Here is a 24,550-nt window from a genome sequence, read left to right on the forward strand (position 1 = left end):
GCGCCGGTAAAAGCGCCTCTCAAATGGTGAAGCCGGCCTAGGCGGCAGCCTTCGCCCGCGTTCCGGTCAGCGTGGGCATCTCCGTCGCGCTGGAGTTGACGTTCACGCTGCGGTCGAAGCGCATGTACGGCCCCAAGAAGCGGCACACCACCGTGTCCCGGAAGGCCGACTCCACGAAGGTCCACGTCATGACGAAGGTGCGCGCGTCGAGCCACTCGCCGCTGGCGACCACGCGCATCACGTCGGGCTGGTACTCGTGGTGCAGCTTGTTGCCGGTGACGGTGGTGTCGCCTTCCACGGGCCTGCGCAGGCCGACCTGCACCTTGTGCGCGCCGCGCTCGTCCTCCATGGTGAAGGTACAGGCATCGCCCGAGGATGCGAAGTCGAGCCGCACGGACTTGATCTTCTCGGCGTTCTCGGCGAACTCGTAGCGCTGGCCCGAGACGTTCGCGGCAACGGGCGAGCTCGTCGGCTTCACCGGCGACAGCAGCTGCAGCGAGCGCGTGCGGGCCTTGAGCGCCGCATTGTCCTTCTCGCTGGCGGGCACGCCGGAGACGGGGCCGAACGCCGCCGGAAAGTGCTTGTACAGGATGCCCGCGTTGAAGCCCGCCTTGGGCGGCAGCGCAGAGTTGAGCGCGAGCACCGCGTTGTGCTCCGGGAACACCACCGAGTACTGGCCGAAGAGGCCATCGGCGTTGTAGGCGCCGTTCGGGCCCAGCCACCACTGGTAGCCGTAGCGGTCCTTGGTGTGCGGAGCGTGCACCGAATCGACCCACGCCTTCGTGAGAACCTGCTTGCCGTTCCAGATGCCGTTCTGCGCATGCAGGATGCCGAGCTTGAGCGAATCGACCGTCTTCCAGCTCAGGCCGTTGGCGCCGGGCGAGATGCCTTCGGGCCCGACGTCCCATTCATAGCCCGTGATGCCCAGCGGCTCGAAGAAGCGCGGCTTGAGATAGTCGGCCACAGACTGGCCGGTGGTCTTCGTGACGATGGCCGACAGCATGTAGGTGGCGGCGCTGGTGTAGACGAACTTGCTGCCCGGCGCGTAGACCACCGGGATCTTGAAGAACTCCGCGATCCAGCTCGTGCGGATAGGCCGCCACACCGAGCCCGACACCATCGACTCGTGGCCCGTGCGCATGGTCAGCAGGTCGCGCACGGTCATGGCCGCGAGGTTCGTGCTGACCGTGGCCGGCAGGTGCTCGGGAAAGAAGGACACGACCTTGTCGTCGAGCCCGAACTTGCCTTCGGCGATCGCCATGCCGACCGCGCACACGGTGACACTCTTGGTCAGCGAGTGCGTCATGTGCCGGCGCTCGGGCTTGTAGGGGTCCCACCAGCCCTCGGCCACCACGTGGCCGTTGCGCCACAGCATGAAGCCGTGCAGCTCGAACGCGCCGCGCTCGGCATCGTCGAGAAAGGCCAGGATCGATGCGGGCGAGATGCCCTGCGCCTTGGGGCGGCTGCGCGCCAGGCCGTCGGCGAAGGCGGGACTTGCGGCGCCGGTCGCGGCCCAGCCGAGGCCGGGAATGGATGCCATGGCGGTGCCGCCGAGCGACAGGCGCAGCATGCCGCGCCGGGAAATCGAAGAAAGTGCTGTTGTTGTCGTCATTGCTGTGTCTTGCGTGTTTCTGGATTCTCATCTTGCCGCGTGAGCAGGATGCACCAGCTTCGTGCGAGTAGCTGTCCATTGCATTGCGCTCCCCGTCCAATTCGGGTAACCCTGCCGCCCGCCCATGTGGAGCTTCAGTGTGGACCATGAGGCCGACAGCGACAACGGCGCACCAGCGTACATCCCCTATTCGAGGGATGCCGGTGCCAAGCCGGAAGCTCATCATCGCGCCGGCAAGCGGTGCTGCAGTCTCTGTGGAACCGGCAAGCGTTGGCACTCGATTCAAGAAGTCGTCCGGAGGAGAGAAATCATGGCCTGGAAGAACATTGTCGGGAGTCCTTTCGACCTCGATTCATTCGACGCGTACTGCCACAGTCTCAGTTGGACATCGTGGCGCCCCTCGTTCCTCGTGGTTCACAACACCGGCGTGCCTTCGCTCGACCAGCGCCCCAAAGGATTCAGCAAGGCCCACATACAGAACCTGGTTTCCTTCTACCGCGACCAGAAAGGCTGGAGTGCCGGGCCGCATCTGTTCATCGACGACAGGCAGATCTGGGCATTCACGCCTCTTACCGTCTCTGGCGTGCATTCCCCGTCATGGAACAAGTTGTCCATCGGCATCGAGATGCTGGGCGACTACGACAAGGACGAATTCAATTCCGGCAGAGGACTGGCGGTACACCAGAACACGGTCGGGGCCATGGCCACGCTCAGCGCTGTGCTCGGCCTTGACCCGTCGACGATCAGGCTTCACCGAGAAGACAAGGCGACAACGCACGCGTGTCCCGGCGTGAAGGTCCGCAAGATCGAATTGATCGATGAAGTTCAACGACTCATGGCCGTGCGTCATACCGGCGAGCACCTCGCGTAGTCCATCGACCGTTTGCATCCGAGCCCCGCGGGCGTATCGGCTCATCACCGGAGGAAGCCATGGTTCCGAATGATTCAGCGAGGACCACCGGCACTCGCAACTGGCCGATCCGCCTGATCCGCTGGCTAGCCGGGTGCAGTGAAATCGAAGCGACCGCCGCGGCGCAAGCCGAGCCGGAACAGCCGCTCAGTGAACTTGACAAGGCTATCCGGGAAAGGCGCAAGGCATGGGCCGCCGGGACTTCCGGCAATACACCAGGCTCCGATCCACAGGCATCTCAGCCAACCGCAAGGCCCACGCACAAATGGGGGCTCGCCCTTTCGGGCGGAGGCATCCGTAGTGCGACCTTCTGCCTCGGACTGACCGGATCGCTGGCAAAGAACAAGGTGCTCCTGCGTTTCGACCTGCTGTCCACGGTTTCGGGGGGCGGCTATTTCGGCGCGATGCTTGGCCGGCTGTTCAGCAGAGCCACGACGACAACGCAGGCCGAGCAGATCCAGTCCGCATTGGGCGACGACGTCTCGCGCTGGTATCTGCTGTGGCTGCGAGCCAATGGGCGCTACCTCATTCCACGCGGTGCGAAAGACACTGCCTTCGCGCTGGCCGTGGTACTGCGCAACCTCGTGGCCATCCATGTCGAGATCGGACTGATTGCGCTGCTGCTGGGTCTGCTGCTCACTGGCATCGATCTGTACGCATGGTGGGCACTGGCGCAGTGGGGGCCGAGCAACATTACGCGCTTCTTCGATGTCGTGGCGCATCTGTCGCCTTATCTTCCCGTGACCTGGTTGGTGTCACTGCTCTTCGTCGCATTGGCGGGCGTAGTGTCTGCCGCCTACTGGAATGTGCCTTGGTTGAGGCAGAACCCGGTATGGGTCTTGGGGGTTTCCGCGCTCGCGGCCGGGGCGCTCGTCTGGCTCGTTCTCTACCTCCGGGGAGACCCGTCCGCCGCGACCCAATACCGCTATGTGCTGTGCGTCGGGATCGCTGGATTGCTGGCAGGCTGGCTGGCAGGTGTCGCCGTGGCCACCGGCACCTACTTCGCCTCAGCCCATGCTCGCGGCATCAACTCGATCGACTTGCGGGAAGACTGGACCCGCAACCGCTTGACGATCTTTCTCACGACACTTGGCCGGGTCATCGTCTTCCTGCTTGTTGCGGGCCTGGTCGACCGGGTGGCATGGACGATCGCCTTCGAACGCACGGTGATCCAGACCGGCGCATCGCTGGCCATTGCCGCCGCCGTGCTTCGCGCGGGCATGCCGCTGGTTTCCAAGCTGGCGCCGGGGTCGGGCAGCAGCGGCGCCCTGCTTCTGTTCGCCAGGCTCCTGGGCTACGCACTGACGTTCCTTCTGTTCGCCTGGTGGGTTTCGCTGGCTCACAAGGTCGTTCAGACCAGCCTGTTCGTGCCGACGCCTTCCAGCGGGCTCACGCTCGACTTCGACGCCGCACTGCAAACGTGGCTGCTGCTGGCTCTGCCTGTCGTCGCTTACCTCTTGTTGACGGGCAGGAACTTCAACTTCCTCAATCTTTCGTCGCTGCATGCGTTCTATCGGGCGAGGCTGGCCCGCAGCTATCTGGGCGCCGCGAATCCGCTGCGGTTTCCCGGCCCAGGCGGCAAGGAGCCTTCGATGGCCGACCCGCTGGCCTGCATCGCGCCGGTGCCTCAATTCCAGGGCACGGGATTCGCCCTGTCGCCGGTCGACAAGGTGACCGACGAAGACAACGTTCCCCTGACGGACTACAAGCCGCAATCCGCGGGCGCACCGGTGCACCTGATCAACGCTTGCATCAACCAGACCATCGACCCGCGCGGCGGTTTGTTCAACCAGGACCGGCGCGGCCTTCCGCTGACGGTGGCGAGCAGTGGCCTCATACGGGTGCCGGGCGCCGGCTGGAAAGTGATGCAAGGCGCAGACGGTCTGTCGCTGGCCGCGTGGACCGCGATTTCCGGGGCGGCTTTCGCGCCCGGTCTCGGGAGCCTGACAAGAGGCGGTATCTCGGCACTGGCCACCTTCGCTGGTGTTCGTCTCGGCTACTGGTGGCGGCACCAGGCACGCGAAAGCGCGATTGAAGCTCCACCAGTCGCATCGACACCAGAACCAGATGCAAGGGCCGGCGAGAACAAGAGCCTAAAGGGGAAATTCGGGAGCAAGTCCACCGCCGTACTGAGCGAGATGACGGGGAGCTTTGCCGGCGGTCCCAAGGACGACTGGTTCCTGTCCGACGGCGGACACTTCGAGAACACCGGCGCGTATGCGCTGCTGGCCGAGCGGTGCGAACTCATCGTGGTGGCCGACTGCGGCGCGGACCCCGAATTCCTGTTCGAAGACCTGGAGAATCTGGTGCGAAAGGCCCGAATCGATCTCGGGGCCTACATCACGTTCCAGAAGCCGCGCACCGACACAAGCTTGCGAGACCCGCACGCCAGAACCGTCCGCGCGAAATTCGGTGCCCTCCAGGACCTGTCGTCACTGAACAGCAGCGCCTGCCTGGCACTCGCCGAGGTTCGCTACACGGGACAGGACGAGCCGGGTGTGCTCGTCGTCGTCAAGCCCAACATGTGCGCGGGCCTGCCTGTGGATCTGACGAACTTCTGGAGCCAGAACCGGACTTTTCCCCAGCAGACGACGGTCGACCAGTTCTTCTCTGAAGCGCAGTGGGAGAGCTACTTCCAGTTGGGCCGCGAACTCGGCAAGTGCCTGAGCCCCGCCCTGCTGGCGAGGCTGGCCAGCCATTCGCAAACGTACTTCGAGAACGATCACCAGTCCGCATTCGAGGAGCGCGCCAAATCCGACTCGGCCCCGTTGCACCACAAGAAGCCGACGGCAAGCGCGGTGCAAGGCGACGAATCCGGAAGCAGCCGTGTTCCGGCGCGGAGCCTGTTGACCGCGGGTGCTGTCGGAACCACTGTGGGCCTGGGGGCGGTTGCCACCGTCAGCATCGGCGCCTGGCAGGCCATCGATGGCGTGCGGGCCTCGTACTCCAAGCAAGTTGCAACGGAGCGGGACGCGCTGAAAGACCTGACGGAGAAATGGGCCAAGGTGACGGACACCGCCGCCCAGGCCCCACAGGACAAGCCGGAGGAGATCGCAAAGAGGAAGGCCGCAGTATCGGAACTGGCCGCGGCGTTGGTGCACACGGCGGACACGCTGTGCCCATCCGACGAGGCGAAGTGGTACCAAAAGTCGACTTTCAGCGAAATGATCTTCCAGACGGCGCAAACCAGTTGCGCCACTACCTTCGGGTCCACCATGTCGCCCGACAGCGCCTGCGCAACACTGCTGCAGATGAGCTCCGGCAAGGGGGCGGCCGAAATCCCGCGATGCCTGATTCAACCGGAGGGTCAGCGCAAGGAAAAGGAGCCTCCGGTTCCAGCGGGCTACTGGGGCTACGGCTATGCCGCGTCGGCGACGCGCCTTCTGGCCATGCATCCGTGCGATCCGCGCCGCAAAGCCAGGATGGGGGCCACCGAATGGCGCACCTGGCTGGATGGCAGAGGACTTTCCGTGGCATGCCCCGAGGCGCCACTCGCCGCCGCACCTACACCTGCTCCCGTACCTGCACCTGCCCCTGCCCCCACATCAGCGCCGCCACCTCCCTCGCCAAGTCCGTCGAATGTGTGCAAGGACATGACGATCTACATACAGATCTATGGTCCGGGACAGCGCGAACTGGCCAGGGCACTCCGACCAGATTGGCAAGCACTTGGTGCATCGGTGCCTCCGATCGAGGACGTCCAGGCGACGGCGAGCACAGCAGGCCGTCGATCCCCTTCTCCAGTAAAGCAGCCGGTCATCCGATATCCCCTGGTCGGAAGCGACACATCGGCACAGAAGTGTGCGATCGAAATGCACAAACACATGCCGGCAGGGTTTGCTCCTCCCAACGGATGGGCCATCGAGCCGCTTGCCGCACAGCTCAAGCCCTCGTCGAAAGCCATCGAGGTATGGATACCTCCCTGGTGGTTCGCGCTCACCCCGGACAGGCCCCCTCCACCAGTCATACAAGACAAGAAACAGGAAGCACGGACAAAGTGATTCGCTCCTGGGACCCACGCAATGCTCGACTGCCCGAACGCTACAGCGGGAAAACCTTAAGTCTCCCGCCCGACTTCGTTCCTACAGTTGCGACTGACCCGGGAGGCTGACGGACCCGCGGGTCGGCTCAAGAACCGACACGAAGAAAGGAGTCGCCATGGAATTCGACTACGTGATCGTGGGTGGCGGCTCCGGTGGCGCCACGCTGGCCGGAAGGCTCAGCGAAGACCCCGCCGTGCAGGTCTGCCTGGTGGAAGCGGGCGGCGACGGGCGGGGCATCCTGGTACGGGCGCCGGCCGGCGCGGCGGCCATGATCTCGGGACGCCCGCGCATCAACAACTACGCCTACCAGACCGTGCCGCAGCCCGGCCTGAACGGGCGCCGCGGCTACCAGCCGCGCGGGCGCTGCCTGGGCGGCTCCAGCGCCATCAACGCCATGCTCTATGTGCGCGGCCACCCCGACGACTACGACGACTGGGAGCGTGCCGGCTGCACGGGCTGGTCCTTCGACGACGTGCTGCCCTTCTTCAAGCGCGCCGAGGGCAACCAGCGCGGCGAAAGCGCGATGCACGGCGCCGGCGGCCCGCTGCAGGTGGCCGACCAGCAGTCGCCGCGCGGCATCAGCGAAGCCTTCGTGCGCGCCGCGATGGAATGCGGCATCCCGCGCAACGACGACTTCAACGACGGCGTGCAGGAAGGCGCCGGGCTCTACCAGGTCACGCAGTTCCACGGCGGCGCGAAGAACGGCGAGCGCTGCTCGGCCGCTGCGGCCTACCTGCATCCGGTGATGAGTTCGCGCTCGAACCTCACCGTGCTGACCGGCGTGCAGGCGCAGCGCGTGCTGCTCGACGAGCGTCGCGCCACCGGCGTCGAGGTGCGGCGCGACGGCGAGATCGACACCCTCTTCGCGCGCCGCGAGGTCGTGCTGTGCGGCGGCGCCTTCAACTCGCCTCAGCTGCTGATGCTGTCGGGCATCGGCGATCCGACCGAACTGGCGAGCCACGGCATCGCGGTGCACCATGCGCTGCCGGGCGTGGGACGCAACCTGCAGGACCACGTCGACTTCATCCTCGCCTACCGCACAAAGGAAAAGGGCCTGCCGGGGCTGGGCCCCGCCGGCCTGCTCAACTTCGCGAAGGCCATTCCCGAATGGCGGCGCAGCGGCAAGGGATTGGTGGCCACGCCCTTCGCCGAGGCGGGCGCCTTCATCAGGACATCACCCGGACTGCACAAGCCCGACCTGCAGCTGCACTTCGTGATCGGGCTGGTCGACGACCACGCGCGCAAGCTGCATGGCGGCTTCGGCTTTTCATGCCACGCCTGCGTGCTGCGGCCCAACGGACGCGGCGACGTGCGCCTGAACGATGCCAACCCCGCATCGCCGCCGCGCATCGATCCGCGGTTCCTGTCGGACGAACAGGACGTGGCTCGGCTGCTGGCCGGCGTGAAGAAGATGCGCGAGATCCTGCGCGCGCCCGCGCTGGTGAAGTACCGGCAGGCGGAGTTCTACACGGCCGACGCGCAAACCGACGAGCAGCTGCTGCAGCACATCCGCGCCCGCGCCGACACCATCTACCACCCCGTGGGCACCTGCAGGATGGGCACGGACGACATGGCCGTGGTCGACGCGAAGCTGCGCGTGCACGGCATCGAGAACCTGCGCGTGGTCGATGCCTCGGTGATGCCGACGCTGATCGGCGGCAACACCAACGCGCCAACCATCATGATCGCGGAGCGCGCCGCCGACTGGATGCGCGGGCCGCTGACCTTCGATCGCTAGGCTGCCCTCGACGAGCCCCGCACCACCAGTTCGCCTGGCAGCAGCAACTGGCGCGGCGCTGCATCCAGCCCGCGGAGTCGTTCGATCAGGCAGGTCGCGGCCGCGCGGCCGATGGCGTCGGTGGGCTGCGCCACGGTGCTCAGGCCGGGCCCGATGAGCGAGGCCCATTCGGGATCGTCGAAGCCCACGAAGCCCAGGTCGCTGCCGTACTGCCAGCCCAGCCGCGCCATCGCCTGCGCGACACGCAGCGTGACGACCGCATTGCCCGCGACCACCGCCGCGCGGCGGCCTCGCCTGGCGCGCTGGCGCAAGGCACGCAGGGCCGCGTCGAGCGCATCGGTCTCGCCCTCGACCGATTCGAACACCTCGCCCGCCACGCGCGGCTCGTGCGCGGCCACGCAGGTGCCGAAGGCGGCCGTGCGTTCGCGCCGGGAGCTCACGCCTTTCTGCGGCTCGGTGACATAGAGCAGCTCGCGATACCCGCCCTCGACCAGATGGCCGCAGGTGGCGGTCATCGCGGCGTGGTTGTCGAGCGAGACGAAATCGGTGTGCATGCCGGTGTGGCGCCGGTCCACCAGCACCGCCGGCTTGCCGTGCAGCGTGACCGCGTCGACCACGTTGCTGCCGCGCCCCAGCGTGTTGAGGATGAAGCCGTCGACCTGGTAGCCCGCGAGCGCATCGATGGCCTCGCGCTCGCGTTCGCTCTCGTTGCCGAGGTTGAAGAGCATCACAAGATAGCCGGCGTCCTGGCAGGCCTTCTCGGCGCCGCGCAGCACCGCGACGGAATACGGGTTGGTGATGTCGGCCACGATCAGGCCGATGAGCCGCGAGCGGCCATGGCTCAGCGCCTGCGCCATCGGGCTCGGCGAATAGGCCAGCTTGGCGATGGCGATCTCGACGCGCGCGGCGATGTCGGGGCTCAGCAGCCGCTCGCGATGATTGAGAAAGCGCGAGACGGTGGCCTTGGAGACGCCGGCCTCTTCGGCGACGTCGGCAATGGTGGCGCGGCCCGTGGGCTTCATCTCACGCGGCAGAGGTGTCGTAGGGCGCCGTCGGCTTCTCGCCGGCCAGCACCTGCAGCAGGTTCGTCGTCGCAAGCTCGGCCATGGCGTGGCGCGTCTCGTGCGTCGCCGAGCCGATGTGCGGCAGCGGCGTCACGCGCGGGTGCGTGCGCAGCGGCGAATCGGCCGGCAGTGGCTCCTTCGCGAACACGTCCAAGCCGGCGGCGCGCAGCGTGCCGTGGTCGAGCGCATTCAGCAGCGCTTCTTCGTTCACCGTGGCACCACGGCCGCCGTTGATGAAAGCCGCGCCGGGCTTCATGCGCGCGAAGAAGGCGGCGTCGATCATGCCGCGCGTGGCCTCGGTCAGCGGCAGCATCGCGAGCACGATGTCGGAGCGCGCGAGCAGGTCATTCAACGGCGCGTGCGTGGCGCGGCCCTGCAGCTCGGGCGCTTGCGCGGCCAGGTCGACCGGGCGGCGTGCGTGGTAGAGCACCGGCATGCCGAAGCCAAGGGCCGCACGGCGTGCCACGGCCTGGCCGATGCGGCCGAAGCCGAGGATGCCCAGCGTCTTGCCGTGCACGTCGGTGCCGAAGAGTTCCTCGCCGATGTTCTTCGTCCAGCGGCCTTCGCGCACCATGGTCGAGAGCTCGACCACGCGGCGCTGCGTGGCCATGAGGATCGCGAACACGGTGTCGGCCACCGTCTCGGTGAGCACGTCCGGCGTGTGGCACAGCGCGATGCCGCGCTTGTGGAGTTCGGCCAGCGGATAGTTGTCGACGCCGACCGACACGCTGGAAATCACCTGGAGCTGCGGCGCCGCATCGAGCAGCGCGGCATCGACCGGGTGGCTGGAGCCGATCAGCCCGTTCGCGGTGTGCAGCGCGGCGGCGAAGGCTTCGGGCTCCTTGCGCGGATCGGCCACGACCACATGGTGCGCGGCCTGCAGGCGCGCCAGCTGGTCTGCGGGCAACGGGCGGAAGACGAGGACGTTCTTCTGTTGCGTCATGGCGTTCAGAGCCCCGCTTCCTCGAGCTGCGCCCGCGTCGGCAGGCCTTCGGTATCCCCCAGCACCTGCACGGCGCGCGCGCCGATCCATGCGCCGCGGCGCACGGCATCGGGAACGCTCCTGCCTTCGAGCAGCGCGCTCACCACGCCGGCCGCGAAGCCGTCGCCGGCGCCCACGGTGTCGATCACTTCCTTCACCGGGAAGCCGTCGACACGGCCGGTGCCGGCCACGTCGCTGTCGTAGTAGGCGCCCTCGGCGCCGAGCTTCACGACCACCAGCTTCGCACCGCGCTCGCGGTAGAACTTCGCCACGTCTTCCGGCTTGGTGTGGCCGGTGAGCAGCAGGCCCTCCTCGATGCCGGGCAGCACCCAGTCGGCGCGCGAGGCGAGTTCGTTGACCCAATGGCGCATGGTCTCGGTGGAAGACCACAGCGTGGGGCGCAGGTTGGTGTCGAAGGAGATGGTGCGGCCGGCGGCGCGCATCACGTCCATGCTCTTGAGCGCGGCCTGCAGGCTGGTGTCGGAGATGGCGGCGAACACGCCGGTGGCGTGCAGGTGGCGCGCCGAGCGCAGCCAGGCTTCGTCGACATCGGCCGGGCCCATGTGGCTCGCGGCCGAGCCCTTGCGGTGGTATTCGATCGGCGGGTCGCTGCCGTCGGTGACGCGGCCCTTGAACTGGAAGCCTGTGCGCTGCGTCGCGTCGGTAATCACGTGCGAGCAGTCGATGCCCTCGGCGCGCATCGCGGCCAGCAGCGCGCGGCCCATCGAGTCGGTGCCGAGCCGGCTGGCCCAGCCCACCTTGAGGCCGAGGCGCGAGAGGCCGATGGCCACGTTGGTCTCGGCGCCGGCGGTGCGCTTGTGGAAGGACTGTGCGTCCTCCAGCGGGCCGGGCCGGTCGGCCACGAGCAGCAGCATGGCCTCGCCGAAAAGTGCGACGTCGAAGGCGGCGGGTTCCGTCATGTGTTTTCTTGTGTGCTTATGCGCGCGCGGCGCGGATGAAGTCGATCTGTGCGCGGGTGACGGCCAGCAGGTCGTCGCCCACCAGAGGGTATTCGATGGCGTGCGGCACGTCGGCAGGCAGCGCGCGCAGCACCGAGCGCCACGGCGCGACCGAGTCGCCCAGCGGCACCGCCACCCACTTGTGCGGCAGCCGCTGCGCGCCTTTGCAATGCACGTAACGCACACGGTGGCCGAGCGCTTGCGCGGCCTGCAGCGGGCACTCGCCGAGCCAGTGCCAGTTGCCCATGTCGAAGGTCATGCCCAGCGACACGCCGGCACGGTCGGCCACGTCGAAGAAGACCTGCAGCGCGGGCAGCGTGCCGGCGCGCACTGTCTGGTCGTTCTCGATCAGCAGCTCGACGCGGGTTTCGGCGAGTTCGACCTTCAGGCCCCAGAGCGAACCGTGCGACGAAGGCTGGAAGTCGCCGATGGACATCTTCAGCCGCTTCGCGCCCACGCGCGTGGCGGCGGCGATGCCGCGCTTGAGCGCGGCGCTGTCGAGCCAGCCGCCTTCGGCCCAGAGGCCCTCGGGGCTGGAGTAGACCGAGGCAAGGCCGTTCAGCGCGGGCAGCTCCGCGTCGGCGTCGCGCAGCATCTCGCCGCGCACTTCTACGGAATCGGCACCGGCCGCACGCGAGAGCTGCGAGCACCAGAGCTGGCCATGCCGCCCCACCTCGGCCGCGCCGAAGGACGACAGGGAAACAAGAAGCTCGAAGGACATCAGTGGGCTTGGTGCGAGCTGAGGATCTGGCCGAGGAACTGGCGCGTGCGCTCATCCTTCGGGTTGCTGAAGAACTCCTGCGGCGGCGCCTGCTCGACGATCTTTCCTTCGGCCATGAAGATCACGCGGTCGGCCACGCTGCGGGCGAAGCCCATCTCGTGCGTCACGCACAGCATGGTCATGCCGTCTTCAGCCAGGGCGATCATGGTGTCGAGCACTTCCTTGACCATCTCGGGGTCGAGCGCGGAAGTGGGCTCGTCGAACAGCATGATCTTGGGCGCCATGCACAGCGCCCGCGCGATAGCCACGCGCTGCTGCTGGCCGCCCGAGAGCTGGCTGGGGTACTTGTTGGCCTGCTCGGGAATGCGCACGCGCGTGAGGTACTTCATGGCCACCTCCTCCGCCTGCGCCTTGGTCATGCCGCGCGAGCGCATCGGCGCGAGCATGCAGTTCTCGAGGATGGTGAGGTGCGGGAACAGGTTGAACTGCTGGAACACCATGCCGACCTCGGCACGCACGGCATCGACGTTCTTGCCGCCGGCCGTGAGGTCGATGCCGTCGACCACGATGCGGCCCTTCTGCACCGTCTCCAGACGGTTGATGCAGCGGATCAGCGTGGACTTGCCCGAGCCCGAGGGCCCGCAGATCACGATGCGCTCGCCCTGGCGCACCGACAGGTCGATGCCGGTCAACACCTGGAATTCACCGTACCACTTGTTGACCGCTTCCATGCGGATGATCGATTCCGTCGTCATGCTCGTTGTTCCGATACTCACTGTGGGGCGCCTTGCGCCTTCTCGAGGAACACCGCGGAACCGGCTTTGCCGGGCCGCCGGTGTTGCCCCCTGCAAGGGGGTTGGCGTAGCGACACGAAGTGCGCGAAGCCTGGGGGTCAGTTCATTTTCGGCAGGTCGGCCTGCAGCCACTTCTGGTAGAGCTTGTTCAGCTCGCCATTGGCGGTGTTCTTCTGCACGAAGTCGTTCACTGCCTTGTGCAGCTCTTCCTGGCCGGGGCGCATCGCGATGCCCATCGACTGCTGCACCAGCGTGAACTTGTTTTCGAAGGTGTTGGCGGGCACGCGCTTGGCGATCTGCGCAGCCACAGTCACCGAGCAGCCGATGGCGTCGACCTGGCCCGAGATCAGTGCCTGCATGGCAGAGGCGTCGTCGTCGAAGCGGCGGATTTCGGTGCCTTCGGGCGCGGCCTTGGTCACGGCCACGTCCTGCGTCGAGGCGCGGGCCACGCCCACGCGCAGGCCCTTCAGGTCGCCAGCGGCCTTGATGGGGGTCTTGGTCGCGCCGTACAGCACGATGGTTGCCGCTGCATACGGCTGCGAGAACTGCACCTGCTTCGCACGCTCGGGCGTCACGGCCAGCGATGCCACCAGCAGGTCGACCTTGTTGGTCAGCAGGAAGGGAATGCGGTTCGGGCCGGTGACCGGCACGATGTTGGCCTTCACGCCCCAGTCCTTGGCCAGCAGCTTGGCCACGTCGGCGTCGTAGCCGTCGGGCTGGTTCTTCGCGTCGGTGGTGCCGTAGGGCGGGAAGTCGACCAGCATGCCGATGGTGATCTCGCCCTTCTTCTTGATGTCGGCCACGGTCTGCGCCGAGGCGAAAGGAGCGAACACGGTGAGGGCTGCGCCGAGGCCCAGCGCGGCGATCGCGGCACGGCGAGTGGTGGAACGGGTCATGGATGTCTCCTGGATGAAGAAAGAGAAAGGAAGAAAACGAAAGAGAGTCAGCGGGCCAGTGCACGGGCGCGCTTGCGCTCCATGCTTGCTGCCAGCAGCGACAGCGGCCAGCAGATGACGAAGTAGATCGCCGCCACCACCGAGAACACGATGAGCGGCTGGAAGGTGGCGTTGTTGACGATCTGCCCCGCGCGCGTGACCTCGACGAAACCGATGATGGCCGCCAGCGAGGTGCCCTTGATGATCTGCACCAAGTAGCCCACCGTGGGCGCCAGCGCGATCTTGAAGGCCTGCGGCAGCACCACGTCGCGCATGCGGGAGGTGTACTTGAGGCTCAGGGCCTGCGCCGCTTCCCACTGGCCGCGCGGAATGGCCTCGATGCAGCCGCGCCAGATCTCGCCGAGGAAGGCGGCGCTGTTGAGGATGAGCGCCACGCCCGCGGCCACCCACGGGTTGATGTCCAGCCCCAGCACCGGCGCGCCGAAGAACACAAGGAACAGCTGCAGCAGCAGCGGCGTGCCCTGGAAGATCTGGATGAAGGTGGTCGACACGGCGCGCGCCCACGTCGATTCCGACGTGCGCATCAGCGCGATGGCAAGACCCAGGATCGCGCCGCCCACGAAGGCGATGGCCGACAGCGCGAGCGTCCACTTGGCCGCTTCGAGGATGAAAAGGAATTCGGGAAAGCCGAAGGTGCGCATGGTGTTTTTGTCTCCGTCCGTCGACTCTTACCGGCGGTCCGGGTAGTTGAGCGTGCGCTTGTAGATCAGCTTGAACATGGCCGAGAAGGCCAGCGCCAGCGCGAGGTAGATGGCGGCCACGACGATGTAGATCTCGAAGCTGCGGAAGGTCTGCGACTGCAGGTTGGCGGCCACCGAGGTCAGGTCGTCGGCCGAGATGACCGACACCACCGCCGAGCTCAGCATCAGCAAAATGAACTGGCTCGTGAGCGCCGGGTAGATGGCCTTCAGCGCCGGCTTGATGATGACGAAGCGGAAGATCTCCCAGGACTTCAGGTTGAGCGCCCTGCCCGCCTCGATCTGCCCCTTGGGAATCGACTCGATGCCCGCCCGGATGATTTCCGTGGCGTAGGCACCCAGGTTCACCACCATGGCCACCAGCGCGGCCGTCTGCGGCGACCAGCGCAGGCCGATGGCCGGCAGCGCGAAGAAGAAAAAGAACAGCTGCACGAGGAAGGGCGTGTTCCGGATCACCTCGATGTAGGCATTGACGATGAAGCGCAGCCAGCCCGGCCCCGAGGTCTTGCCCCAGGCGCAGAAGATGGCCACCACCAGCCCCAGCACGGTGGCGATCAGCGAGAGCTGGATCGTGATCCACGTGCCCTTGAGCAGCAGCGGCCAGGCGGCGAAAACGGCGTCGAATTGAAACTGGTAGTTCATGGTGGGCGGACCCTGGAGGTGCGCGGCATGGGCACGTGCATGCCCTGAAAGCAATGCTTGCAGCTTATATGAAACCGGTTTCACGATTTCATAGGGATTCCCCTAAGTGGTCGTTTTGTCCCACCTTCTGCCTACTCCGGAGTCATGCTGAACCCACCCGCGGCCACCATGCCCACAGAGGCACATGCGCTCCCCACCGGCGCCCCCACCGTGCAGCATTTCAGGCAGGCCCTGCTCTGGCCCCTGCGATTGATGCCGGCACCGCATGCCGGGCACCATCACGCGCCCTGGCACGTGCTGCGCGAAATGGGCGATGCCTCGCCCTGGCGCGAAGAGGTCGACGAATACACCGGCGACAGCAGCCGCTTTCACGAGCGGCACTACAACGAGTTCGTGAGCTTCCTGCCCTACGTGCAGCGCTTCCTGTACGGCGAAGGCCGTTCGCGCGGCAACGGCGAAAGCAAGGGCAACGACGGCGATTCGCCGATGCGCATCTTCCGGCGCCACGACGTCGCGGCCGTGCGCCTCGTGTCGCAGCCGGGCGACGCGCCGGTCACGCTCGACGTGATCCATTGCGACCTGTACTTCTTCTTCGACATCGACGTGGTGCTGCTCAACCTCGAAGTCGGTGCGAGCAACCTGAGCCTCGCGCAGGCGCAGGACATCCTCTATCGCTTCGGCCGCGCCTACCCCTCGGGCTGGGAGGCCGACGGCTCGGCGCTGCACTGCATGGCCAGCGTCGAATGGCTGGGCGCCGATGGCCGCGTGCTCGCGAGCTCCGATGCCCAGCAGCGCGAGGCCTTTCTCTCGCACGTGGCGCAGCACCGCGCGCCGCGCATCGCCGCGCACTGGGCCTACCTGATGCAGCCGCTGGTGAGCGACCATTCGGAAGACGCGGGCGTGCTGCGCTACCGGCAGATCGAGTACTACCGCATGCCGGTGATGGCGTACCTCTCGCTGGACGACCCGCGCCGCCTCACGCGCGACGACTTCGTGCGGCTCGCGCTGGTCACCGGTGCTGGCTCGGGCCCGAGCGAAGCCCACCTGCCCTACGCCGACCACCATCTCGCCGACTTCGAACACAAGTACTGCTACGACCGCTTCTGGGTGAACGCCGGCGCGGCCCCCAACACGCGCTACCTGTGCAACGGCCACGCGCTCATCGTGGTGGGCGACGCGCGCTCCGAGTTCTTCTGCTGCCGCGACCGCGGCGTGCTCGCGCAGTTCAGGCACCAGCACTTCCTGCTGTTCCTCATCGCGCACTTCCAGAAGGCCTCGCTGCTGATGTTCTCCGACCAGCTCGTGGAAGCGCTCAAGCGGCTCGACATCCGCAGCACGCCGAGCGTGAAGCAGTTCAAGCGCGCCATCCGCGCGAGCTTCGAACGCTTCCTGCGCTTCACGCACCGCTACTGGTTCCACGAGATCTCGGAACAGGCGCAGGTGCGCGCCCTCTCCCACATGTGCGCCACGCACCTCGGGCTCGATCCGCTCTACGACGAGGTCAAGGCGCGCATCGCCGACATGAACACGTATCTCGACGCCGACAGCCTGCGCCGCCAGGCCGCCACCGTGGTGCGGCTCACGGTGGTCACGCTCTTCGGCCTGATCGGCACCATCACCACCGGCTTCCTCGGCATGAACCTGCTGGCCGAGGCCGAGGCGCCGCTGTGGCGCAAGGCCGTGTGGTTCGGCGTGGTGTTCGTCGCGACGACGTGGCTCACGATCTACACGATGGTGAAGTCGCAGCGGCTCTCGGACTTCATCGATGCGCTGTCGAACGACCGACTGGGGTTCAGGGGCAAGCTGGCGGCGCTGGCGAAGGTGTGGAGGCCGGGGGCGGATTGACCGGCGCTTGTCCCGAGCCGGTCGTCAATGAGCTTCGCGGACCTGCTTGCTCAGAGCATCGCGCAAGGAGCCGATGGTGCTGTCCGCGGCTTCGATTCGCCGCTGCATTTCCTCATTGACCACGCGGAACAGTGCACCGAGTTCGGATCGGGTCGGATAGATCTCCTCACGCTCATCCACCTGCATCGGCACGACGAGCTTTTCGAGGCATACGTAGGCGCTGTGCACTTGGCGAATGCTCTCGATGTCGTCGCCTGCTTGCAGGGCAACCGACTCGGCATCTGAATGGGGATGAGCCGACTTCGGCGTTGAAGCGGTATCGGTTTTCGGCGCGTGCTTGAGCACGCGAGCAGACTTGGTCACGGACGACCTCCTGAGGTTGCGATTTGTAGAAACCGCCGCACTCGCCCTTCGGGAAAACTGCGGCTTACGTCGCAGAGATTGCGTCAGGCTGTCAAACCCGATCACGCCTTGTTCGACGTGACGGGCGCAGTATAGCCATGCAGTTGCCTTATGGACCGTGTGGTTCGGCGTGGTGCTCGTGGCGGCGAACTGGCTCACGATTCCCCCAGAATCAGCGCATGCGCATCGCCATCGTCTCCGACATCCACGGAAACCTCCCCGCCCTCGAAGCCGTCGTCGAGGACATCGGCCGCCGCGGCGCGGATACCGTCGTCAACCTGGGCGACAGCCTCTCCGGGCCGCTGATGCCGCTGGAAACGGCGCGCTTCCTGATGGCGCAGGACTGGGTCCATCTTGCGGGCAACCACGAGCGCCAGGTGCTCACGCTGCCGGCCGGCAAGCGTGGCGCGTCCGACGAATTCGCTCATGCCCGGCTCGGCCCACAGGAGTTCGCATGGATGGCCTCGCTCGAACACAGGCTCCAGTTGAGCCCCGAAGTGCTGCTGTGCCACGGCACGCCCGAGAGCGACCTGCACTACTTCCTGGAGACGGTCGAGCCGTCACTGCTAAGGCCGGCCACGATGCCGGAGATCGATGCGCGGCTCGGTCAGGTCGATGCGCGGGTGCAACTCGTCGCCTGCGGGCATACGCACGTGCCACGCGTGGTTCGTGCTTCGGGCGGGCAGTTGATCGTCAACCCGGGCAGCGTCGGGCTGCAAGCCTACGACGATGTTCACCCGCATTCGCACGTCGTCGAGACGGGCTCGCCTGATGCGCGCTACGCCATCGTCGAACGGCTGGCTACAGGCTGGGTTTCGACGCTGATCTCAGTGCCCTACGACCACGCGAGCATGGCGGCGCTCGCAATGTCGAACGGCAGGCCTGACTGGGCCAGCGCCCTTGCCACTGGTCGGATGTCTTAGCGAAGCATCTCTCAGAAACGGCCACCGCTTCTCGAGCCTGTTTGTTCGTGGCAATGCGGAAGCAAGAAGCGCAGGTTGTGATCGCTCAGGCGCACGAAGCCATTGACATCTCATTCGCCAACTGAAAACCGATGCGGCGCTTAATAACGAAAAACCCGCCGAAGCGGGTTGAGTCTGTATCGGTAAAGTCTAGTTCGGCACGTTCTTCTTGATGCAGCCCATGATCGCAGTATCTTGGGAGTAGTCAGTAACTCCATACCCTGATGCATAACCAAGTGCTTGGCAGCTACGATGAACTGCAGAGTGGCATGAGCCAGTCGCAGGCCAGGAGCCATCGCAAGCAGCCTGCGTGGAAAGAGCCGTGAACGTCGTTGCGACATGCGCTGCGATCTGGTCGCTCATGCAGCTAAGCGCCACGTTTGAGCCAGAAACTTCCATTGGGCCATATCCCCCGCCGCCGTAGCCCGTAGCACTACAGAACGCATTGATCGAGCTTGCGCAGTCGCCGCTGTACATGTTGCTCGACGTGCATGTAGCGTGGTACGCCGTCAAGGCGGGGATGGTTGTCGGGACCATGCTTGACTTACTCGATGTCACGCAAGCCACCCCAGCGATGTTTCCTGCGTTCTCGACCATGACTCCACCTGCCCCATAGCCTTGGCTTTGGCAGTAGCGACTTACCGCGGCGGCGCACTCCCCGCTGTTTTGATTTGGTCTCGGACTACTCTGCTTGCAACCGGTCTGGAATTGCCGCAGCGTGTCAAACGCCGTATAGAAGAATTCTCCGGCATGGGCAGGCGCCGGTGCCGGTGTGGGGTCCGTTGCAGAGAACTGAAGGGCATTCAGATCTATAGGAAACATCGACATTCCGTTGGGAATGGTGTTAGCCGGTGCGGGAGTTCCTCCACCCTGGACCTGGAGATACTGCCCAAGCACGAACGAGCTGCCATTCGGATCCGTGATGATCTTGCTGTACTCGTGCGGATTGAATGGAAGCGAGGGGCTCGTCGCAATGCTTCCATTGAATATTCCATTGCCCAATGGAGTAGTCGAAGATCGAATCTGCATTCGATAGCAGCCATATGCTGGACTGATGGGTGTTCCACACCCTTTTCCGCCAACACCCGTGGTCAGCAAGATTTTTCCGCTGACCACTTTGACATCAAACGAGTCTGCAGTGCCATCCAACAGACTCTGCCCGGAAGTCAGCCCGAAAACTTCGGTAGTAAATTGCGAGTTGAGCGTGTTGATTCGAGCTCCAAGAGAGCCGCTCACCCAGAGGCGGCGCAGACCAGAGGATTCTTGAGCCAGCATCGCTCCTCGGGTTGTCGTGTCGGACAAAAGAGGGCCATCCGCACTTTGCACAAAATGGCTCACGGACCAATACAAGTATGGAGCACCTCCGAACTGGAAAACCTTGGGAACACTCGCTGAGTAGCCATCGTTGAATGCTGTTTGTTGAATTGCCGAGACAGCGACCGTCATTCGTGAGGCATCGACATCAAAGGTCGTCGAAGAAATGGGCGCAAGGCAGGAAGAAACTCCCCCCATGGAGGCACCGGTGTCAACACACTCGAATGACATCCACAGTTCTCCGTTGAACGAGATCACCGTGGGGTCATACGCGGAGGTGATGTTCGCATTCTGGTCCGTCAGAGCAACCGGAAGACTGATCACATCTCTGATGCGGTTTAGCGTGTGCGAAGCCCAATCCATCTGAAACAAAGAAAGTGTCCAGTTGGAACCAGAGCAGCCATCAGGCGTGGTGTTGATCAGCCTGCGTCCAATGAAGTAGTTGCCGTTTCCCGGAATCTGATGAAAGCTAACGCTGTTGCAGAGATTGGGAACATTTACCGGGGTTGTATTTATTGTTTGGGCGGCCGCCGTGCGGAGCAGCATGGATAGCAACACCACGGAGGCAAGAACGAAGTAAATAGCTCTTCTGAGAGTGGCTAAGTTGCTCATTTTTTCCCTTAATCAACCTGATGTTCTTAGTACTTTTGAAGGCCGGCCTTCAAGATGAACTCGAGGCCGGCACATTTTCATTTTGTAGATATCTGGTGTGATGCACTAGATAGAAGAAAGGCGTAGTGAGGCTCTCTCGTCTAGGCAAACTTGGCCTCGAGAAACTATTGAGCCGTGGTGGTGGTAAACGCAGTCCTCAGCGTCGAAGCCGCACTACTCCCAGGTTTGCACCTGTTGGGCAGCTCGACGGTGATTTCGAAGACACCGTCAACGCCGTGCTTAAATCTGCGGCTGATGAAGAGCGGTCTAGCTCCGGAGGCAAGCTCGCCGGCCTACCGACCCAATTCAGTTCAGTCGCCGAACGCGACTTCCGCGCTGGCCACCGCGCGGATCGGCACGCCGAAGCTCGTGATGTCCGCGAGCGTGGCGTTGTGATGCTCGCGGATCTGCGCGCCCGTGGCGTGCGGCTTGTCGTGCGAGGTGTGGGCGTCGGCCGCGAGCACGACGTGGTAGCCCAGCGCGGCGGCGCGGCGCACGGTGGTGTCCACGCAGAACTCCGAGGAGTAGCCGCAGACCACCACGCGCTTCACGCCGTGCTCCGAGAGCCACGCTTCCAGCGGCGTGCGCAGGAAGGAGTCGGGCGTGGTCTTGCGGATGCGCGCGTCGCGCGAATCGGTGTTCAGCGCGCTCGCAAGCTGCCAGCGCTCGGAATCGAACTCGAGGTCGACGGCGTTCTCGTGCTGGATGAAGGCCACCGGCACGCCGGCCTCGCGGGCTCGCGCAGTGAGCGCGTTGATGCGCTGCATCACTTCGCCGGCCTCATGGGGGCGCGGCGGGTCGTCGCAAAGGCCACGCTGGACGTCGATGACGAGAACGGCAGTTTTCATGGAATCCATCAATCAGAAGGAAATCAGAAGGAGGCGAGGTTCTTGACCGACCAGAGTATGGCGCCCGAGACCAGCGTCGAGATGAGCGCGATGACCGCGCTGGCGCCGAAGGAAGTGCCGATGCCGATCTGGAAGCCCAGCGTGTAGGCCACGAACAGCCCCGCGAGCACTGCCACCGCAGGCCAGCCTTCGATGTGGTGGATGCCCGTGCCGCTCGAAAAGCTCATGAAGGCCATCAGGGCCAGCGCAACGAGCAGCGAGGCGTAGAAGACGGACTTGAACGACTCGCCCAGCGTCGGCGACGTGCCAGCGACGACCTGCGCCGACACCTTCACCGCCACCGTCACGATCAGCACCAGCGCGCAGGCGGTCACCGCGAGCTTCAGCGGCGCGATGAACGCGAAGAACAGGAGGGCTCCGATGAACAGGAGGTAGTGCATGCCGGCGCGATTGTGAACGATCCGACCTGACTACGGCCCACCTGTTCTGCCTAGTCCCAGGCGCTCACCTCCAGCCGCACCTTGCCGCTGATGCCTGGCGCGGCTGGTGCCGCGCCGAGGCTGGACAACGGCACCACGAACTGCAGCTTGCCGCTCGCCAGCTGCTTCGGGCTCATGGGCAGCGAGGCACGGCCGGCGGTGTCGGTCTGCCATCCGTACTTGACGTTCCAGTTCTCGGCCGGGTCGCCGGGCTGGGGCGGCGCGATCTCGATGATCAGCGTGTCGCGAAAGAGCGAACTGCCTTCGTAATGGCCGTCGAGCCAGAACTTGTTGTTGACCTGGTAGTCGGGCACGCGCACGCCCAGCGTCATGGCGTAGGCCAGCGTCGGGCGGTCCTGCTTCACGCGGGCCCTGTTGGCGAGGAACACGGTCGACAGATAGATCGAACGGCGATCGGCCGTGGCCGGGTCGGTCAGCTCCTTGTGCGTGCGGCAGGCGGGGGAGTCTTCCTCTGCGATGCGGCGGCTCAGGTACCAGCGCTTGCCGCGCGGCGCGGCCAGCAGCTCGACCTGGTAGAGCGCATCGACATCCGCGTCCTTGGGCAGGTCGGGCGGCAAGGTGACGCCGTCAACGTCGAACCACAGGTCGACCCGCACGTCACCGAACAGGAAGCGCGTGAGGTTCTGGTAGGCCTCTTCGGAGTTGACGATGCCGAAGTAGCCCGAGTGCGAGCGGTAGGTGTAGGCGGTGGCCACCGGCTGCGTCTTGCCAGCATCGTCGACGGCCCAGAGCGAAGCGTTCTCGATGCGCACGAGGCCGTCGCTGCCGTGGCCCGCGAACATGCGCGAAAGGCCCTTGGCGGTCTCGTAGTCGCCGCGGTTGGTGCCGACCATGCAGAAGAAGCGCTCGGGCGGAAAGGCGGCGGCCGGCAGGTAGTCCATGCGGCCGTTGACGGCCGGCGTCGCCAGAAACTCGGACATCTTGTCGCGGTTGAAGGTATTCATCTCGTTCACCGTGAGCCAGGCCGGCACGTTGATGCCGCCCATGTCGATGCCGTTGTGCGGCGTGGCGTAGGTGAACACCTTGTCGACGCAGGCGCGGGCCTTCGCGTCGCCGAGCGCGGGGTTCTGCAGGAAGGCGCGCACCACCAGCCCGCCCATGGAATGCGCGACAAGGTAGCAGCGGAAGTCGTCGGCCGTGAAGCCCGAGGGCCCTTCGCGCTGCACCACGAGGTCGCGCACGCGAAGGATCAGCTGGCTCAGGCCCTGCGCGTACACCTTGACGTCCTTGGCCTTGCCGTCGCCCAGCAGCTCGGAGCCCGAGTCGTAGTAGCGGTAGATGATGACCGAGGCCGAGGGAATGCCGTCGACGTCGTTGCCGTTCGCGTCGGGCGAGGGCTTCCAGTCGGGGTCGAGGATGTCCAGGCCGTTCTGGTAGACGCTCTGGTACTGGAAGTCGGCCAGCAGCCGCACCATCGGCGATTCGAAGACGAACTTCTGCGCCGGCGCTTCCTTCTTCACGGTGGCGCGGTACACCGTGGAGCCGATGTTGAAGCCGCAGAACGGATCGGCCGCGGTCTCGTCGCGCTCCGACTCGGTCATTGCGTAGCCGCGCACGTAGATGATGGGATAGCGGTTGGTGCTCATGGATCTTGTGCCTCCTCAGAACGGGTGAAACCGATGAAGTCCGGCAGTGTGCCGGGCCTCGGCGGCGCCCGCCATACGGCGCATGGCATAGCACCGGAATGCCCCTCCTGCCCGAATGTTTCTATCGCTGAAACCATTGAAACACGCGCCTTCGATAGTCTCCGGCCATCCGACAAACACAATCCAGAAGGCTCTCCCATGGCTGAAGACCCGGGCTCGCAAGGCTCCTACCTGCCCCAACTCCTGCGCCGCGGCACCGCGCTCGCCGCGGCCGGCTGCGCCTTCGTCGCGGGCTGCAGCGCCGCCGGGGGCGGCGAGACGCGCTACGAGAACTCGCCCCAGTTCAAGGACGGCGGCTTCCACAACATGGCCAACCCCGACCTGCCCGCGCAGGCCAGCGCATGGCGCATCTGGTCGCGCTTCATCGTGGGCAGCAAGGTCGACACCGTGCCGGTCGACCCCATTCCCGTGAAGCCGCTGGACAAGGCCACGCTCGACGCGCTCGACACGAAGACCAACCACGTGGTGCGCCTGGGCCATTCGTCGCACCTGCTGAAGCTGCGCGACAAGTACTGGCTGATAGACCCGGTGTTCAGCGACCGCGCGTCGCCCGTGCAATGGGCGGGGCCGAAGCGCTTTCACAAGACGCCGATCGCGCTCGAGGATCTGCCGTCGATCGAGGGCGTGATCCTCTCGCACGACCACTACGACCACCTCGACGTGGCGACCATCGAATACCTCTCGAAGGACGTGAAGCGCTACTTCGTGCCGCTGGGCGTGCGCTCACGGCTGGTGGCGATGGGCGTGCCGGCCGAGCGCGTGACCGAGCTCGACTGGTGGCAGGGCGCCGAGCACGATGGCGTGAAGCTCACCGCCACGCCCGCGCAGCACTTCTCGGGCCGCACGCTGGGCGACCGCGACCGCACGCTGTGGGCCTCATGGGTGGTGCAAAGCGGCGACCAGCGCATCTTCTACAGCGGCGACTCGGGCTACTTTCCGGGCTTCAAGCAGATCGGCGAGCGCTTCGGCGGCTTCGACATCGCGCTGATGGAAAACGGCGCCTACGACAGCATGTGGCCCGCCGTGCACATGGCGCCCGAGCAGAGCGTGAAAGCCTTCGAGGACCTGCGCGGCAAGACCTTCTTCTCCGTGCACAACAGCACCTTCGACCTCGCGTTCCACGCCTGGCGCGACCCGCTGGACCGCATCGCGGCCCTCACGGAAGCAAAGAAGATCGATCTGGCCACGCCGGTGATCGGCGAGGTGGTGACGGTGGGAGCCGCGCGGACCAACACGCGCTGGTGGACCGATCTGCGCTGACCG

20 protein-coding genes are annotated in these 24,550 nt (G+C 65.5%); 6 read left to right on the top strand and 14 right to left on the bottom strand.

The window, feature by feature from the left end:
* Nucleotides 1-37: 37 nt before the first annotated feature.
* Nucleotides 38-1,612 (bottom strand): serine hydrolase, encoded by a 1,575-nt coding sequence (locus EJO71_RS27805; protein WP_125951847.1) that lies wholly within the window; start codon nt 1,610-1,612, stop codon nt 38-40.
* Between the two features lie 310 nt (nt 1,613-1,922).
* On the opposite strand from EJO71_RS27805, the gene EJO71_RS27810 reads away from it, so the two are divergent.
* The 3 genes from EJO71_RS27810 to EJO71_RS27820 all read left to right on the top strand — a co-directional run bounded on the left by EJO71_RS27810 (nt 1,923) and on the right by EJO71_RS27820 (nt 8,303).
* Nucleotides 1,923-2,483 (top strand): peptidoglycan recognition family protein, encoded by a 561-nt coding sequence (locus tag EJO71_RS27810; RefSeq protein WP_164546919.1) that lies wholly within the window; start codon nt 1,923-1,925, stop codon nt 2,481-2,483.
* A gap of 59 nt (nt 2,484-2,542) precedes the next feature.
* On the top strand, nt 2,543-6,523 hold the full coding sequence (locus EJO71_RS27815; protein ID WP_125951845.1) for a patatin-like phospholipase family protein: 3,981 nt from the start codon (nt 2,543-2,545) through the stop codon (nt 6,521-6,523).
* A 157-nt stretch (nt 6,524-6,680) separates the two neighbouring features.
* Nucleotides 6,681-8,303: a GMC family oxidoreductase N-terminal domain-containing protein gene (locus EJO71_RS27820; protein WP_125951844.1), complete on the top strand. Its 1,623-nt coding sequence runs from the start codon at nt 6,681-6,683 to the stop codon at nt 8,301-8,303.
* Here EJO71_RS27820 and EJO71_RS27825 read toward each other — a convergent pair.
* The 8 genes from EJO71_RS27825 to EJO71_RS27860 form a co-directional block, all read right to left on the bottom strand.
* Complete coding sequence (locus tag EJO71_RS27825; RefSeq protein WP_125951843.1) at nt 8,300-9,325, bottom strand: LacI family DNA-binding transcriptional regulator; 1,026 nt, start codon at nt 9,323-9,325, stop codon at nt 8,300-8,302. The genes EJO71_RS27820 and EJO71_RS27825 overlap by 4 nt on opposite strands.
* A 1-nt stretch (nt 9,326) precedes the next feature.
* Nucleotides 9,327-10,310, bottom strand: coding sequence for a D-glycerate dehydrogenase (locus tag EJO71_RS27830; protein ID WP_125951842.1), 984 nt, complete (start codon nt 10,308-10,310; stop codon nt 9,327-9,329).
* A 5-nt stretch (nt 10,311-10,315) separates the two neighbouring features.
* Nucleotides 10,316-11,269 (bottom strand): sugar kinase, encoded by a 954-nt coding sequence (locus tag EJO71_RS27835; RefSeq protein WP_125951841.1) that lies wholly within the window; start codon nt 11,267-11,269, stop codon nt 10,316-10,318.
* A gap of 16 nt (nt 11,270-11,285) precedes the next feature.
* On the bottom strand, nt 11,286-12,029 hold the full coding sequence (locus tag EJO71_RS27840; RefSeq protein WP_125951840.1) for a glutamine ABC transporter ATP-binding protein: 744 nt from the start codon (nt 12,027-12,029) through the stop codon (nt 11,286-11,288).
* Nucleotides 12,029-12,784, bottom strand: a complete 756-nt coding sequence (locus EJO71_RS27845) for an amino acid ABC transporter ATP-binding protein (protein WP_125951839.1) — start codon at nt 12,782-12,784, stop codon at nt 12,029-12,031. The genes EJO71_RS27840 and EJO71_RS27845 overlap by 1 nt, the downstream gene beginning before the upstream one ends.
* 137 nt (nt 12,785-12,921) lie before the next feature.
* Nucleotides 12,922-13,719: a transporter substrate-binding domain-containing protein gene (locus EJO71_RS27850; RefSeq protein ID WP_125951838.1), complete on the bottom strand. Its 798-nt coding sequence runs from the start codon at nt 13,717-13,719 to the stop codon at nt 12,922-12,924.
* Nucleotides 13,720-13,766: 47 nt separating this feature from the next.
* Nucleotides 13,767-14,420: an amino acid ABC transporter permease gene (locus EJO71_RS27855; protein ID WP_125951837.1), complete on the bottom strand. Its 654-nt coding sequence runs from the start codon at nt 14,418-14,420 to the stop codon at nt 13,767-13,769.
* Nucleotides 14,421-14,447: 27 nt separating this feature from the next.
* Nucleotides 14,448-15,119 carry an amino acid ABC transporter permease gene (locus EJO71_RS27860; RefSeq protein ID WP_125951836.1) on the bottom strand — a complete coding sequence of 224 codons (672 nt, stop codon included), beginning with the start codon at nt 15,117-15,119 and terminating at the stop codon, nt 14,448-14,450.
* Between the two features lie 144 nt (nt 15,120-15,263).
* On the opposite strand from EJO71_RS27860, the gene EJO71_RS27865 reads away from it, so the two are divergent.
* The gene (locus tag EJO71_RS27865; protein WP_240651534.1) at nt 15,264-16,964 is read left to right on the top strand and encodes a CorA family divalent cation transporter; all 1,701 of its coding nucleotides are present in this window, start codon (nt 15,264-15,266) and stop codon (nt 16,962-16,964) included.
* 24 nt (nt 16,965-16,988) lie between these two features.
* Here the strand turns inward: EJO71_RS27865 and EJO71_RS34860 are convergent, their stop codons facing one another.
* Nucleotides 16,989-17,327 (bottom strand): hypothetical protein, encoded by a 339-nt coding sequence (locus EJO71_RS34860; RefSeq protein ID WP_240651533.1) that lies wholly within the window; start codon nt 17,325-17,327, stop codon nt 16,989-16,991.
* A gap of 218 nt (nt 17,328-17,545) precedes the next feature.
* On the opposite strand from EJO71_RS34860, the gene EJO71_RS27875 reads away from it, so the two are divergent.
* Nucleotides 17,546-18,289, top strand: a complete 744-nt coding sequence (locus EJO71_RS27875) for a metallophosphoesterase family protein (protein ID WP_125951835.1) — start codon at nt 17,546-17,548, stop codon at nt 18,287-18,289.
* Between the two features lie 189 nt (nt 18,290-18,478).
* Here the strand turns inward: EJO71_RS27875 and EJO71_RS27880 are convergent, their stop codons facing one another.
* The 4 genes from EJO71_RS27880 to EJO71_RS27895 form a co-directional block, all read right to left on the bottom strand.
* Nucleotides 18,479-20,254, bottom strand: coding sequence for a hypothetical protein (locus EJO71_RS27880; protein ID WP_125951834.1), 1,776 nt, complete (start codon nt 20,252-20,254; stop codon nt 18,479-18,481).
* Between the two features lie 350 nt (nt 20,255-20,604).
* Entirely contained in the window at nt 20,605-21,141 is a 537-nt protein-coding gene (locus EJO71_RS27885; RefSeq protein ID WP_125951833.1) for a cysteine hydrolase family protein, read from the bottom strand.
* Nucleotides 21,142-21,164: 23 nt separating this feature from the next.
* A complete protein-coding gene (locus EJO71_RS27890; RefSeq protein WP_125951832.1) occupies nt 21,165-21,581 on the bottom strand; it encodes a hypothetical protein in 417 nt (138 codons plus the stop codon).
* Between the two features lie 50 nt (nt 21,582-21,631).
* A complete protein-coding gene (locus EJO71_RS27895) occupies nt 21,632-23,227 on the bottom strand; it encodes a hypothetical protein (protein ID WP_125951831.1) in 1,596 nt (531 codons plus the stop codon).
* Nucleotides 23,228-23,425: 198 nt separating this feature from the next.
* Between EJO71_RS27895 and EJO71_RS27900 the strand changes: the two genes are divergently transcribed.
* Nucleotides 23,426-24,547 (top strand): MBL fold metallo-hydrolase, encoded by a 1,122-nt coding sequence (locus EJO71_RS27900; RefSeq protein WP_125951830.1) that lies wholly within the window; start codon nt 23,426-23,428, stop codon nt 24,545-24,547.
* Nucleotides 24,548-24,550: the final 3 nt, after the last annotated feature.

The organism is Variovorax sp. 679, from assembly GCF_003952185.1.
Lineage (GTDB): Bacteria > Pseudomonadota > Gammaproteobacteria > Burkholderiales > Burkholderiaceae_C > Variovorax.